Origin of the sequence: Nakamurella panacisegetis, assembly GCF_900104535.1 — a bacterium.
GTDB classification, from domain to species: Bacteria; Actinomycetota; Actinomycetes; order Mycobacteriales; family Nakamurellaceae; genus Nakamurella; species Nakamurella panacisegetis.
The window spans coordinates 4,393,260-4,406,457 of sequence record NZ_LT629710.1 but is presented as its reverse complement, the minus strand read 5'-3'; the positions used below and the strand labels follow the sequence as shown (position 1 = coordinate 4,406,457).

Here is a 13,198-nt window from a genome sequence, read left to right as displayed (position 1 = left end):
CGGGCGTCCTCAGGTGCGCCGGCGCGCTGCCTTCGATGGTCGGGGCAGGAAGGTGACCGCGGGCGGGCCGTCGGCGGGAGTCCGGAGTCGGCCGGTCAGGGTGCGCAGCCCTTCCACGCAGAGCAGCACCAGCGCCACCCAGGCCAGCAGGCCGATCGCCACCTGGTTGTCGCTGTACTTCAGGGAGTGGCCCCGGTACCACGGCAGGCCGCCGTTCCAGGCGTTGTAGATGGCGAACGTCATCCAGCCGGCGCTGAGGTTGTAGAACGTGGCCGATCCGAAGCCGATGAGGTACGCGCCGGCGACGGGCCAGACGGTGTACTGCACGCCGAAGGCCGGGGACAGCATCAGGAAGGCGACCAGGGACAGCCCGACGGCCGGCGCCACCACCGACGGGCGCCGCCAGACGAAGTACGCCGGAAGCCCGCAGCACAGGACCAGTACCAGGAAGCGGCCCGGGCCGATCAGGAACTCCGACCACCACGGGTCGCCGAACCAATGGCCGATCTGGACCAGGCCCCACTGGCGCAGGCTGCTTCCGTTGTAGCCGACGACGTCCTTGATGACGTTCTTGCCCTGCAACGCCAAAGCGGGGCCCCAGGTGATCACGAACGTCGCCCCGAGACCGGCCACGTAGCGGACGAAGGTGCGGCGGCCCGTCATGGCCGCGTACACCAGCAGGGCCGGGACGGCCACGACCGGCACGATCTTCACGCCGACGGCCAGACCCATGGCGATGCCGGCCAGCGCCGGCCGGTCCCGGTCGGTCAGCAGCAACAGGCTCAGCATGGTCAGCATGGTGAAGACGGGGTCGGTGTTGCCGTGGAACCCGGACACCGTGAACAGCACGGGGCTGACGCCGACCAGCAGACCGGACCACATGGCCAGCCGGACCGTGCCCCGCCGCCGCAGCAACTCGAAGATGATCAGCGACGTCGCGACATCGGCCAGGCTGGAGACGATGCGGATGGTCGCGCGGAGCGGCAGCCCCAGATGCTCCAGCCCGTTGACCAGCTCCAGGAGGTAACCGATCACGGGTGGGTGGTTGTAGAACGAACCTGGCCAGGTCAGGCCGTAGACACCGATCGGGCCGGCCTCACGTACTCCGTTCGAGAAGTCCGTCCAGTGGGAGATGTCGCCCGAGCCCCAGGTGCGGAAAGCCATGAGCACCTTGAACAACAGCGCCAACCCGGCGATGCCGAGGACGGTGTATCTGGCTCGTCGCGTCTCCTTGTCGCCGGCGCGACGAACTGACACGTCGGTGCGGCGCGAACCATCGGCGCGAACCATCGATCTCCCCCTCTGGAGTGCGGACGTCCCCGACCGTACAAGTCCGGGGCGTGAGGCCGCCGTTGGCTCGACGATCAGTGGGTGAGGTCACGTCCGAGGAAGGCGGTCGGACCGGAGGAGGAATCCGCATGCAGCAGAAGCGGCATGTGGCAGAGCGTGGCGATCAGTGACGGTGCGGTTTAGAAGTCAGAGGGTCGGGCACCGGATTGACGGGCTGGTGATGTCCACGTGGGTCACGAGTCCAAGACCCTGGCGGTTGAACACACAGCCGCTGGGGTCGCCCCTCCCGCTGGTCGCAGGGAAGGTTGGGTGGGGAACATCAGTCGGGCGGGGAACAATTGCCGGGCGGGGAACAGATACGGGCGGGGTCATGCTGTCAGGTCGGTGGGACGGCAGGTCGTGGTTCGAGCAGCGCCAGTGCCTCGTTCAGCCGGCGGAGGGCGTGTAGCGCCGTCCGGTTGTCCGCCGGAACCTGCGCCAACAGCTGACGGACCTCGTCGACCGTTGTCCCGCCGTCGGCGGTGGTCACCGCACGCCCGAGACTCGGTCGCTCGGCGAGTTGCCGGGCCTTGGCGGCCAGAAGTTCGCAGCCGCGCGCCATGTTCTCGTTCGGCCGCTGCGGCGAGACCGATGCCGCCACGGTGCGCGCTCCGGCGCCGGCTGCCCCCAGGACGGACACCCGATGACGGACGCCTTCCCGGTCGCCGCCGAACAGCCGGCCCTTGGTGAGGGCCCGCCGGGTACGCACCAGTTGCCGGCCGCCCGCGTCCAGGGCCACCGTGAGCGCGAGCAGGTTGCGTCCGGAGTCCTTGCCGTGCAGGGTCTCCGCGCTGGCGTCGAGCAGATCGGCCAACCCGAGCAGGAACGTCTTCCTGGCCACCCGCAGAGTTGCGCGGCTGTGCGTCGGCAGCACCAGCAGCGACACCAGGATCCCGATCGCGGCTCCGGCCGCCGTCTCGGCCAGCCGCAGCTCCAGCAGTGAATCGCTGAAGGTGCCGAGCAGGGCGTAGAGCTGTCCGAGCATGATGGTGATGAAGAAGACCATCAGGCCGTAGGACACCGGTTGGAGGAAGAAGGCCAACAGGATGCAGGCGAGGATGGTCGCGACCGCGACGGTCCGGTGGCCGTCGGTGAGATCGGCCAGCCCCACCGCGGCGAACAGTCCCAGCAGGGTGCCGGCGATCCGGCCGATCCCTTTGCGGACGGTTTCCCCGGAGGTCGCGGTACCGGCGAAGGCCACGAAGGCGGCGATCACGGCCCAGTAGAAGCGTTGGGTCGAGATCGCTTCACCGGCCACGATGGCCAGGCCGGCGGCCACCCCGGCCTGGACGGCCTGCCGCGTCGTCAGTCGCATCCGCGACGGTGAGAACCGGGACGCGTCCGTGCGTCCGATGCTCTGCTGGGCCAGCACGGCCGACCCCGGGAGGTTGCCTCCGATCAGCGCCACCACCGGCTCGAAACCGTCCTCCTCGTCCAGCGGGTCAACGTGGACGGCCCGGTCCGGAGCCCGCAGCTCCCCGCTGTCCCAGCGACCGACAGTGTCGAGGAGGAACAGGCAGGCGCTGCCCAGCCGCCGCACCGCCGGGACGGTTCCCTCATCGCTCGAGTCGATCTGGCGCGCCGCCTGCACGGCCGATTCCTGATCGGCCCAACCGAGTGCCTCCAGCACCTGACGGACGGTGACCCGGAGCGGCTCCGGCACGTCGGCCAGACGCGCCGAGATCTCGATCACGGCTCCGGCCACCTCGTCCATGCCGATTTCGAAATCGACCGTCCAGCGCCGAATGCGGCCAGGTGGTACCCCTTCCGGCAGCGAGCGGGGATCGGTCAGCTGGCCGTCGAGCAACAGGGCGATCTCCGACAGCTGGATCAGGTTCGCCCGCAACTGCCGCACCGCCCGGACGTCACCGGGTCGGTCGAGCACGGCCAGGGCGGCCGAGATGCCGGCCCTGGCCCGCGCCCGCAGCGCGACCACGATCGAGAGCAACCGGGCCTGCGGGTCGTCGAACAGCACGGTCAGCAACAGGAACGACACCCACAGACCGCTGGCCGCGATCGCCACCAACAGGAACGGCAGTTCACCCACCGGCGGATGCAGGAACAGCGCGAAGAAGAAGCCCTGCCAGAACAGGAAACCCAGGGTGAACCAGCGCGGACCGAAGCGCCGCACCCAGACCGCCGCGAACGAAACGAGGACGAACGCACCAAGTCCGAGCAACCGGTGGCCGGCGGTGAGGACACCGAGCGACGCCCCACCGGCCGCGGCGAACGGCGCGGCGGCGGCGGTGCGGGCGATCACGGCGCGCCGCCCGTCCCGGATGCCGGTCGACATCAACATCGCGACCACGGCGCCCAGCAGCAGGCCAAGGACCGCCGGGCGGCCCAGGATCCGGGCCAGGGCCAGCTCCACCAGCAGGGTGCTCCCGACGGCGACAGCGGCCCGGAGGCCCTGCCGCAGCCGGGCCCAGCCCGGGTCGGAGGCGACGAACCGGTCGTGGGCGTCACGGAACTGCTGGGCGATGCGGCTGATGCCGCGGTCGGGCACCGGGCGTTCCGCGTGCGGCACACTCATCGGTCAGGCCAGCCGGGCACCGGTGACGGCGAGCAGGTTGGCGGCCTGAGCGTCGGTGAGGGCCTTCACGATGCTGCCCTTGCTCGGGTTGCGGGCGAACACGACCGGGCCGTACAGCGGCGCCGGGAGTTCGATGCCCTGTTCGTCGAAGGCCTTGGTGGCGAACGGATTGGCCGGCTGACCGGACGCCGCTCCGGATTCATCGCAGAAACCGAGAATGCCCTTGCCGCACCGCAGCATCCTGGTCCGGCCGCCGCCTATGGCCCGGCTGAGCACCTCCGGTCGGTCGGCGTCGGGAGCCGGCCACGCGATCTTGACCGCCGACCCGTCGGTGTCGATCACCAGAACTGTCTCTTCTCGGTCCATGCCCCGGAACCCTACGGCGTCGCCGGGCTCACCGGCCCCGCGCGATCCAGGGCACGACGGCGGCCAGACCGCGCCCCAGCACCGGAGCGAGGGCAGTGCTGTAGGCCTGGGTGATGTGGGTGGCGTCGCGGTACAGGAGGGTGTCGGCGACCACGGCGGGACAGCCGGTGGCCGAACAGAACCAGTCCGTCGGATCGACGACGGCGACGCCGTCGGCCGCCGCGGCGGACACCACGGCGGCGTGGCGGGCCGGTTGCTGGTTCTGCTCGGTTGCTCCCGATGTCTGCGACCGGCGGGTGAACTGGCAGTTCTGCGGTGTGCGGATGTTGGCGGCCAGGCATACCGGGACGTTGGTGCCGGGCAGGGGAGTGTCGGCCAGGAACACGACCTGGCGGGCCGCCCGCTTCAGGGCCGAGAGGCTGGTGGTGGTCTGGGCGGCCCACGTCCGGTTCGAGTACGCCGGACCGGGCAGGGCGTCGGCCCCGCTGGCGACCACCAGATCCGGGTCGAGGGCGGCGATCTTCGCGATGGTGGCCGATCGCCAGGCGGTGCACTCGCTGTAGGGCCGCTCCAGCTGGGCGTTGTAGAACAACGCGTCGGCCAGCGGGCAGGCGGCCTTGGTCCAGGACACCAGCCGCCAACCCCTGCTCCGGGCCAGCGCGTCCAGCCCGCCGAACCACTGCTGGGCGTGGGAGTCGCCGAAGAGCACGATGGTTCGGGTGCCGGCCGGATCACCGAACACACACAGCGGCACGGTGACGGCCAGGAATTCCGCGTGGCAGCCGTCCGAGCTGGTGACCGGCACGTCATGGACCGCATCGGTCAGGGTCGGGGCAAGGTTGGACGGCACCTCGGGACGGTCGTAGGCCCGCTGCAACTCCGCGGTCAAGGCGGCCGCGTCGGCCCCGCCCAGCTGCAGGGCCGCCGCCGGCCCGCTGTTGTACAGACCGGCCGTCGGCAGCACCGTGATGAGCACGGCGGCGGCGGTGACGACGATCGACAGCCCGGCACCGATGGCGAACCACCGGCCTCGCCGGACCGGTCGGCGCGCGACGGGGGCTTCGATCACGTGGTAGCTGATGACACTCAGCCCGAGCGCGGCCGCCGCGACGACGACGTTTCCCCACCACCCGTGGGTGGTGGCCAGGATCGACGGGGCGAGCACGATGAGCGGCCAGTGCCACAGGTACCAGCCGTAGGACATCCGGCCGCCGAACTGCATGGCCGGCCGGCCGAGGAACCACTGGGCCGACCCCGCGGTCGTCTTCAGACCGGCCGCGACGATCAGGGCGGCGCCGCCGACCGGAACGGCGGCGGCGGCTCCGGGGAACTGGGTCGCGTCGGTGAAGAAGACCGCCGAGGCCCCGATCAGGAGCAGTCCGACCCAGCTTGCCGCGTTCCCGAAACGCTGCGGCAGGCGGAGCAGCATCGGGGTGGCCAGGGCGATCGCGGCCCCGACGGCGAGTTCCCAGGCCCTGGTCTGGATCGCGAAGTACGCCAGGGCCGGGTTCTGCCGGGTGTCGACGATCGAGATCAGCAGGGAGCCGACGCCCACCAGGCCGGCCACCGTCAGGGCGGCGGTTCTGGTCCGCCCGCGAAAGGCGAGGCCCAGCAGCACGATGATCAGCGGCCAGCCGATGTAGAACTGCTCCTCGACGGCCAGCGACCAGAAGTGCTGAAGCGGTGACACCGGGCCGCCGGCGTTCTGGTAGTCGATGCCCTGCGTGGCCAGCCGGAAGTTCATCAGGTAGAAGGTCGCGAAGATGCCGTCCCGGGCCACCGTCGCCGACTGTAGCGCCGGGCCGAAGAACCGGGCCGCGACCTCGGTGCACAGCACCACCGTCAGGGCCATCGGCAGTAGCCGCTTGATCCGCCGGGCGTAGAACGAACTGAGCGACACCCGGCCGGCGCGGTGGTGCTCGGTGATCAACTGACGGGTGATCAGGAATCCGGAGATCACGAAGAAGACATCGACCCCGACGTAGCCGCCGCGGACGACCGGCACGGCGCAGTGGTACAGGACGACCAGCAGCACCGCCACCGTCCGCAGCCCTTGGATGTCCGGCCGAAACCTGCGGTCCCCGAGCACGGTGAGCCCGCCGGCCCCGGCCGGGCGAGGCTCGCCGGGCCGTGGGGGCGAGCTCACCAAGGACACCTGGACGATGGTAGGTCAGCTCATACCGGGCGGCCGCACCCTCAGCTGAACGACACCGTCTCGGCCCCCAGTACGGCCCGGGCCGCCCAGGACGTCGGATCCGCCGCGAAGTAGCGCTGCAGCCCACCGTGATCGAGCACCTTGTCGATGGACGCCATGATCATCGACTGGTCCAGGACGAGGCGCCGGTGTCCGATGGCCCCGGTGGTGGGGTTGATGGCGTCGTAGAACCCGCCATCGCGCGAGTAGCTGCCGGGGAACAGCCGGCGCATGGTGTCGATGTTGTTCATCGCCGCCTGTGGGGTGACGGTCAGCGCCAGGAACGAGGCGTGCGGGGTCACTGTGGTCTCGGTGGCGCAGCTGGTGCACTGCGACAGCTGCTCACCGGCGGGCAGGGTCAGACCGACCGCCCCGAAGATTCCGTACCCGCCGGTGTCGTCGGCCGTGCTGGACGGCGACTCACCCCAGATCGGATAGTGCAGGGCATCGGTGGCGTACTTCTGCTGGACCTGTGCGGTCCGCACGTCGGCCCGGCCCAGGCCCTTGGCCCCCCAGGTGGTCTCCGGCACCACGAGGTTCGCCATCAGGCCCTCGAACATCCCTCCGCTGAAGGTCGGGAGGTAGCTCAGATCGGTGCCGGGATAGGTGTAGTGCCCCTCCCAGACCCGGAACGTCTTGTGCGACAGCGGATCGACGACGTTCGTCCAGTACCCACCGGGCGCCTGGCCCTGCCAGGAGAAGTCGGGATCGGTCGTGCACTGCTGCGGGGGCAGCGTCCGCCAGGTCCGCCACCAGACGTCACCGGGCATCTGGCGCAGACCCATCCCCATGTACATGGCGATCCGGGGGTCGCTGTACAGGGCGCCGTTGTGATAGCCGGCCGGACCCTGGTCCACGTAGTAGCCGCCGTACATCTGGCCGGTCGGCTGGTTCCCGGCGACGGCCGGGTTGGTATTGCACGCCGTCTGGGCCCGGTTGTCGTAGAAGATCGAGAAGTCCATCGGGGCGATGAGCGCGTCGACCGGCCGGGACAGTTCCGGAACCGCCTGCCTGACCACAGCGAGACCGGACGCGTACCAACCGTTGTCGACGGCCGAGAGGAAGGAGCAGTTGTCCTGCGCCGGCGTCGTCTCGGTCGAGCAGTTCGCATCGCCGGGGTTCTTGATGGTGGCCCCGGTGGAGGTGTCGTACCACTGGTAGAGGAAACCGTGGGACCGCTGGAGGCGGCTGACCGTGGCCAGGGTCTGGCCGAGCCGGGTGCGCGCCTCGCGGCGGCTGATGATGCCCAGGTCACGGGCCGAGACGACGGCCCAGAGGTAGACGCCGATGTTGGCGGCGGACGTGTACTCGCCCCGGACGGAGCCGGGCCCGAGGTTGTCCAGCGGCAGGTGGGTCCTGGGATCGACGTCGGCCCGGAAGAAGTTCCAGGTGTCCGTGGCTATCGACAACAGGGAGGCGCGCTGGGCCGAGGAGAGTCCGCCCGACGGAGTGGGGACGGGATGCCCGGGTGGGGCGCCGGCGTCGGCCGGCCCGGCCAGACCGACCAAGGCCATCACGAGGGCCAGGGGGAACAGGAGCCGGCGGTAGCGGCGGGCGATGGTCATCGGGCGGGCCTCCTCGAGGTGTGGCGATGCGTCTTTGCATCCGTGGGCCCGTTTCCCCGGTCCGGCGGGACTCAATCACGATCGGTGTCGCGCCGGACACGCCCCGTGATCCATCAGTCCAGTTCGAACTGGAATACGCCGATCTCGATGTCCTCGTCCGCTTCCAGTTCCGAGAAGTCGGTCAACCCGTCGGTGATGGCGGCGGCCAGTTCGTTCGCCGACCACCGACCGGAGGCGGGGACGCCGACAGCCACGACCAGGCCGGCCGGGCGTCCCGGCACCGGGACCACCGCCGTTCCCCACCGCCGGCCCCTGTCGACCTCCCGGGGGAACGGCGAGGTCAGATCGATCCCACCCGGCAGGAGGAGACGGCGGGCCTGGGCCACGAGGGTGTCCACGGTGCTGATGAGGTCCTCCAAGGGGCAGAGCGGATGCCGTGCACGCTACCGGTGGCACGATCACCCGATCAGGTCCGGCATCGGGCGGCCGCCGGACGACGCCCCAATGGTCGAATCGGCGTCACTGAGGAAGGATTCTCACGTGTTCCACCGCTCAACGCGGCAGTGGTTCGGCATGATCGAGCACGGGGCCGGCACCGGCCGGACCTCGACCGAATGATCTGCCCGCGCCGGAATCCCCTCGTTCCGGTCGGGTCTGGGCGGGAGCGACCGATGGCGCTAGCGGTACTGGCTGCTCTGGCCAGCGCCTTCTGCTTCGCTCTGGGGGCGGCGTTGCAGCACCGCGAAGCGATCGCGGTCAGTTCCAGCGGGGTCGCCGATCCGCGTCTCCTGTGGAAGCTGTGCCAGCGCCCACTCTGGCTGGCCGGTACGTTGGCCGACCTCGCCTCGATGGCCCTGCACGTCCTGGCACTGTCCCTGGGCACGCTGGCCCTGGTCCAGCCGCTGGGCGTCACGGGTCTGCTGTGGGCCATCCCGCTGGCTGCGGTCCTTCGGCGGACAGCCGTGCGCAAGAGCGATATCGCCGCCGGCGCCGCCGTCGGACTCGGTTTGTTCGTGCTCCTCAAGGCGCTGCCCACGCGGCCCGGGCATCACCTGCCGACGTCCTGGTCGATGCTCGCGCTGGCCGGAGGGGTGTTCGTGTTCGTCGCCGCCATGACCGGCATCGCCCATTTCGCGCCCGGCCGGCCCAGAGCCATCCTGCTCGCCCTGGCCGCCGGCACCTCCTTCGGCCTGACCGCGGTCCTCATCCGGACCGTGATGCTGCTGGTCCGGCACGGCGGTACGGCCGCCCAGTTCGTCACCGCATCCGTGGCGACATCGGTGCTGGGTCTGATCGGCTACCTGCTGCTGCAGACGGCCTACCGGTCCGGCCACTTCGCCGGCAGCCTGGCCACCACGTCGGTGCTGAATCCCCTGGTCGCCGTGCTGGCCGGGGGTCTGCTGCTGCACGAAGGCCTGCCCGGCGGCTGGAAGCACCTGACCGTCATCGGGGTCGCCGGAGCCGTCATCTGCGGCGGCATCGCGCAACTCGTCCGCTCGCCGGCGGTGCTGCACTTCGAGACGGGATCGCCCGTCCCGCCCCTTACGGGCGTCGCGTCCGGTCCTGGAGTTGCCGTCGACGAGGCCCCGGGGGTCGTGGTCGGCGCCGCGCCCAGGCAGTGATCGACCGCGCCCGGGGGCTCGGGGCGAGCATGCTGGAGTTCGGGCCCGGCACGGCGCCCGGCCGGTCTGCGCGATGCCCGGCACCACGACGACGGAGGATCCACCGATGGGCGACTCACCGAACGACATGACCGACGAGCAGATCGAAGGTCTCAAGAAGATCCTCGCGCTGAACGCCGAGCACGCGAACCAGCGGTTCACCGATCTGGCCGCCGAATGGGGACTCGGCGGGATCCGGCACCAACTCGACGAGTTGCTGGCCGGTCTCCGCGACGAGGATCGGCCGGTGGTGGCCACGGCTCTGGCCGTCGCACTCGGAGCGTACCTGGATCAGTTCGGACCCACCGGGGTGGTCGGCCGGGCGGACACCTTCCGGGACCACAGCTGACTGTCGGGGGTCACCTCTAAACTTGCCGACATGCCTGAACCCGGTTCCCCGACCGAAATCCAGCTCGACGTCAGGGCGGAACTACCGGCCCTGCCCGACGGATACGGCTTGCCCGAGAGCATCAGCGGGCTGTTGCCGTGGGACCGCGTCGAGTCCGAGCTCGCCGCCGCGCAGCACTACTGGCTCACCAGCGTCCGACCGGACGGCCGTCCCCACGTCGTGCCCCGCTGGGGCGTGTGGCTGGACGGCCGCTTCTACTACGACGGCTCGCCGGCGACCCGCCACACCCGTAACGTCGAGGTGAATCCGGCCGTGACCCTCAACCTCGAGAGCGGCAGCCGGGTCGTCATCGTCGAGGGAACCAGCACCGCCACCCGGGCCGACGCCGACGGTCTCGGCGGGCGTCTGTCCTCCGCCTTCGGCAAGTACGCCGACGCCGGGTACGCCCCGGCGCCCGACGCGTGGGCCGGGATCGATGGCGGGGGACTGCGGGTCATCGCGCCCACCCGCGCGCTGGCCTGGTTCGACTTTCCCCGGGACTGCACGCGGTTCCGCTTCGAGTGATGGTGGTCGACCGGGTCGCGCTCGCGAGGCGACCCGGGGTCGCTGGACCAGGCAAACCCGGGACCTTGTGCTCTACCCGCCGGTAGGCCGATCAACGATCGTTGAGCCATGGTCAACGAACCCGCAGGCACGATGGTGGCGCGATGAAGCAGAGCGTTCCTGAGGATCACACCGGTATGGGCGTTCTGCCTCTCGAGACATGCCTGGAGCATCTGTCGTCGGCCCGGATCGGTCGGGTCGCGTTCCTGGCCGACGGCTACCCGATCATCCTGCCGGTGAATCACGGCGTGGATCACGGCACGGTGGTGTTCCGGACGACCGAGGGTTCCAAACTGGATGCGGCCGAGCTCCAACTTCCGGTTGCCTTCGAGGTCGACGGATTCGACGCCGAGCGCCGGACCGGATGGAGCGTACTGGTGCGTGGGATCGCCGCGCCCGTCGCGAGTCCCGCGGAGATCGCACGGCTGTCCGAGCTGAGGGTCTGGCCCTGGGCCGATTCGGTGTCCCGGACCTCCTGGGTGCGCATCACGGCCCACGAGATCACCGGCCGGCAGATCGTCCATCACTACAACTACTGACCGGTGGGGGTGGAACGCGGCCACGGCCGCCTCCACGCCTTGGTCGGATAGGGAGCAGTTCCATGCGCGCACGCGAAATCATGTCGTCCCCGGTCGTCTCCGTGCCACCGGACATGCCGGTCACCCAGGCGTCGGACCTGTTGGCTCAGCGCGGGTTCACCGCTCTTCCGGTGGTGGACGAGGACGGCCGGTTGATCGGCCTGGTGACCGAGGCCGACCTGATCCGTGACCGGGTCGCACCCGACCCGAGGATCCACGGGTTCGCCTCGCCCGCCACCGGAGGGGGCCGCGCGTCAACCGTGGCCGATGTGATGACCACCTCGGTGGAGTCGTTCACCCCCGGTGCGGATGTCGCCGACATCGCCCGCACCATGCTCGACGAGCGGGTCCGCTGCTTCCCGATCGTCGACGGAAACGCGGTGGTCGGTGTCATCACCCGCCGAGACCTGTTGCGCTCGGCGGTCTCTCATTCCGATCTGGAGCTCGAGCGCGACGTCACCAAGGCGCTGGCCGCCCTGGATGATTCCGATCGCTGGCAGGTCACCGTGCAGGGCGGGGTGGCGCAGGTGGATGACGTGGAGGACGGCCCGGACTCGGCCCGCGACGATGACCGGGCGCGCAGCACTGCGGCGGGTGTACCGGGCATAGTCGCCGCCACAATGCGTCACCGCCCGCCGGATCGGACCTGAGACCCGCTGCACGCTCAGCGCCGGGCTACGTGGCCGGTGACCGCACCGGACCCGATCCGGGTACCGGTTACGGTGAGTAGGTGAAAACCCTCACCGAAGCCCTGCTGGATCAATCCGCCCGACCGGCGGTCGTCAGCGACCTGGTCGACGTCGTCAATGACGAGGTGCACGACAAGAAGGGCGTCTCCGGCGTCACCGTCAAGACGGCGATGGCCACCGTGCGCAAGGTCAGCCCCCACATCATCGGCAAGGCGATCGACCGGATGCTGCCGGACTTCGCCCGGGTCCTGGAGCCGTTCTGGGTCGACTTCGCCGGTGACGGCGACTTCGGCACCTACCTGGCCGGCCGCGGCCGGGAAGCCGCGAACGCCCTGGTCGGCGTGACCGACCGGAAGGCCGAGAGCACGTCGCGGGCGCCGCTGCGAAAGGCCTACGGAGCGTTGCGGCCACGGGCGATCGACAACGTCACCGCCGCGCTGCCCCGACTCGGCATCGTCATGCAGAAGTACGCCACGTCGGGCTGACCCGCGCCGTCGTGGCCGCCGCGAAGCGTCGCGCGAACTGGGCCGCCGGGGGTTCGGACGAGGCGGGGTCACGGTAGGCCCGCCAGACCGCGGACGCCGTGCGGGTGAGCGGGAGAAGATCCGTGTCCTGGACCCTGAACACGGCCAGGCCGTACTCCTCGGCCACCGATCGGGCATCGGAGGTCAGCGCGAAAGCGTCCTGCTCGAAGAACACCACCGGTCGGCCCCCGGCCCGTTCGACCGCCCGCCGGACATCGGCCGGCGTGCGCGTCTCGACCGGTGCGAGCACCGCCAGGTCGGGCGATCCGCCCAGGCGGCGCAGCCACCGCACCGGTAGGGAGTCGCCTCGGCCCTCCCGCTGGACGTCGACCGGCGGACCGAGCGGCGTCCAGGATCCCGGAATTTGGGACGACCACATCAGGCCGGCCGCCTGCTCCGCGATCCGGGTGACGACGGTACGGGCGACGTCACCGGCCCGGATCCGGGCCCGCTGCACGCGCTGGTTGGCGGCCAGGATGCCGAACGCCGTGGCCCAGACCAGCGCGACCACACAGATGACCAGCCGCACGGCCGACAACGGACCGGCGCCGAACGAGCCGATCCCGAGCACGCAGACATCCAGCAGCGCCGCCCAGGCCAGGGCCTTTCCCAGCGTGGTGAAGAACGCCCGGCCGTGGGCCGGCACCGCGGCCAGGCTCTCCACCTCGATCTGGGCGTTCGCGGTGGACAGAGCCTGCGCAGTGATCACGGACAGGTCCTCGCCCGCCGCCGCCCGCCGGGCGGCGTCGTCCCAGATGTGCTGGTACGGACTGGGCGGCGACCGGTGGGACGGCATGGCCCGATCAT

Annotated in this window: 13 protein-coding genes; 6 read left to right on the top strand and 7 right to left on the bottom strand. The window is 70.5% G+C overall.

All coding sequences use genetic code 11. From position 1 onward, the window contains the following. Positions 1-9: 9 nt before the first annotated feature. The 6 genes from BLS97_RS19820 to BLS97_RS19795 all read right to left on the bottom strand — a co-directional run bounded on the left by BLS97_RS19820 (position 10) and on the right by BLS97_RS19795 (position 8,406). Entirely contained in the window at positions 10-1,290 is a 1,281-nt protein-coding gene (locus BLS97_RS19820; RefSeq protein ID WP_090479542.1) for a glycosyltransferase family 39 protein, read from the bottom strand. Between the two features lie 376 nt (positions 1,291-1,666). Then, complete coding sequence (locus tag BLS97_RS19815) at positions 1,667-3,862, bottom strand: FUSC family protein (RefSeq protein ID WP_157695568.1); 2,196 nt, start codon at positions 3,860-3,862, stop codon at positions 1,667-1,669. 3 nt (positions 3,863-3,865) lie between these two features. Continuing rightward, on the bottom strand, positions 3,866-4,228 hold the full coding sequence (locus tag BLS97_RS19810) for a hypothetical protein (RefSeq protein ID WP_090479536.1): 363 nt from the start codon (positions 4,226-4,228) through the stop codon (positions 3,866-3,868). A 28-nt stretch (positions 4,229-4,256) separates the two neighbouring features. Next, positions 4,257-6,374 (bottom strand): acyltransferase family protein, encoded by a 2,118-nt coding sequence (locus BLS97_RS19805; RefSeq protein WP_157695567.1) that lies wholly within the window; start codon positions 6,372-6,374, stop codon positions 4,257-4,259. Positions 6,375-6,424: 50 nt separating this feature from the next. Then, complete coding sequence (locus tag BLS97_RS19800; protein ID WP_090479531.1) at positions 6,425-7,987, bottom strand: glucoamylase family protein; 1,563 nt, start codon at positions 7,985-7,987, stop codon at positions 6,425-6,427. A gap of 113 nt (positions 7,988-8,100) precedes the next feature. Further along, positions 8,101-8,406, bottom strand: a complete 306-nt coding sequence (locus BLS97_RS19795; protein WP_090479528.1) for a hypothetical protein — start codon at positions 8,404-8,406, stop codon at positions 8,101-8,103. Positions 8,407-8,658: 252 nt separating this feature from the next. Here BLS97_RS19795 and BLS97_RS19790 point away from each other — a divergent pair, with 252 nt between their 5' ends. From BLS97_RS19790 to BLS97_RS19765, 6 genes are all read left to right on the top strand, one after another. Continuing rightward, positions 8,659-9,609, top strand: a complete 951-nt coding sequence (locus tag BLS97_RS19790; protein WP_090479525.1) for a DMT family transporter — start codon at positions 8,659-8,661, stop codon at positions 9,607-9,609. A 106-nt stretch (positions 9,610-9,715) separates the two neighbouring features. Continuing rightward, entirely contained in the window at positions 9,716-9,997 is a 282-nt protein-coding gene (locus BLS97_RS19785) for a hypothetical protein (protein ID WP_157695566.1), read from the top strand. 30 nt (positions 9,998-10,027) lie between these two features. Further along, complete coding sequence (locus BLS97_RS19780) at positions 10,028-10,561, top strand: pyridoxamine 5'-phosphate oxidase family protein (protein WP_090479519.1); 534 nt, start codon at positions 10,028-10,030, stop codon at positions 10,559-10,561. A gap of 143 nt (positions 10,562-10,704) precedes the next feature. Then, positions 10,705-11,139, top strand: a complete 435-nt coding sequence (locus tag BLS97_RS19775) for a pyridoxamine 5'-phosphate oxidase family protein (RefSeq protein ID WP_090479516.1) — start codon at positions 10,705-10,707, stop codon at positions 11,137-11,139. 62 nt (positions 11,140-11,201) lie between these two features. Then, a complete protein-coding gene (locus BLS97_RS19770; RefSeq protein ID WP_090479513.1) occupies positions 11,202-11,828 on the top strand; it encodes a CBS domain-containing protein in 627 nt (208 codons plus the stop codon). 80 nt (positions 11,829-11,908) lie between these two features. Continuing rightward, positions 11,909-12,352: a DUF6918 family protein gene (locus BLS97_RS19765; RefSeq protein ID WP_090479510.1), complete on the top strand. Its 444-nt coding sequence runs from the start codon at positions 11,909-11,911 to the stop codon at positions 12,350-12,352. On the opposite strand, the gene BLS97_RS19760 is transcribed toward BLS97_RS19765, so the two are convergent. Continuing rightward, positions 12,324-13,187: a hypothetical protein gene (locus tag BLS97_RS19760; protein ID WP_157695565.1), complete on the bottom strand. Its 864-nt coding sequence runs from the start codon at positions 13,185-13,187 to the stop codon at positions 12,324-12,326. The genes BLS97_RS19765 and BLS97_RS19760 overlap by 29 nt on opposite strands. Positions 13,188-13,198 lie beyond the last annotated feature (11 nt).

Bases quoted from the DNA above. Each gene is read 5' to 3' on its own strand.
- BLS97_RS19820 (WP_090479542.1), bottom strand. From the start codon at position 1,290: ATGGTTCGCGCCGATGGTTCGCGCCGCACCGACGTGTCAGTTCGTCGC.
- BLS97_RS19815 (WP_157695568.1), bottom strand. From the start codon at position 3,862: ATGAGTGTGCCGCACGCGGAACGCCCGGTGCCCGACCGCGGCATCAGC.
- BLS97_RS19810 (WP_090479536.1), bottom strand. From the start codon at position 4,228: ATGGACCGAGAAGAGACAGTTCTGGTGATCGACACCGACGGGTCGGCG.
- BLS97_RS19800 (WP_090479531.1), bottom strand. From the start codon at position 7,987: ATGACCATCGCCCGCCGCTACCGCCGGCTCCTGTTCCCCCTGGCCCTC.
- BLS97_RS19790 (WP_090479525.1), top strand. From the start codon at position 8,659: ATGGCGCTAGCGGTACTGGCTGCTCTGGCCAGCGCCTTCTGCTTCGCT.
- BLS97_RS19785 (WP_157695566.1), top strand. From the start codon at position 9,716: ATGGGCGACTCACCGAACGACATGACCGACGAGCAGATCGAAGGTCTC.
- BLS97_RS19780 (WP_090479519.1), top strand. From the start codon at position 10,028: ATGCCTGAACCCGGTTCCCCGACCGAAATCCAGCTCGACGTCAGGGCG.
- BLS97_RS19775 (WP_090479516.1), top strand. From the start codon at position 10,705: ATGAAGCAGAGCGTTCCTGAGGATCACACCGGTATGGGCGTTCTGCCT.
- BLS97_RS19770 (WP_090479513.1), top strand. From the start codon at position 11,202: ATGCGCGCACGCGAAATCATGTCGTCCCCGGTCGTCTCCGTGCCACCG.
- BLS97_RS19760 (WP_157695565.1), bottom strand. From the start codon at position 13,187: ATGCCGTCCCACCGGTCGCCGCCCAGTCCGTACCAGCACATCTGGGAC.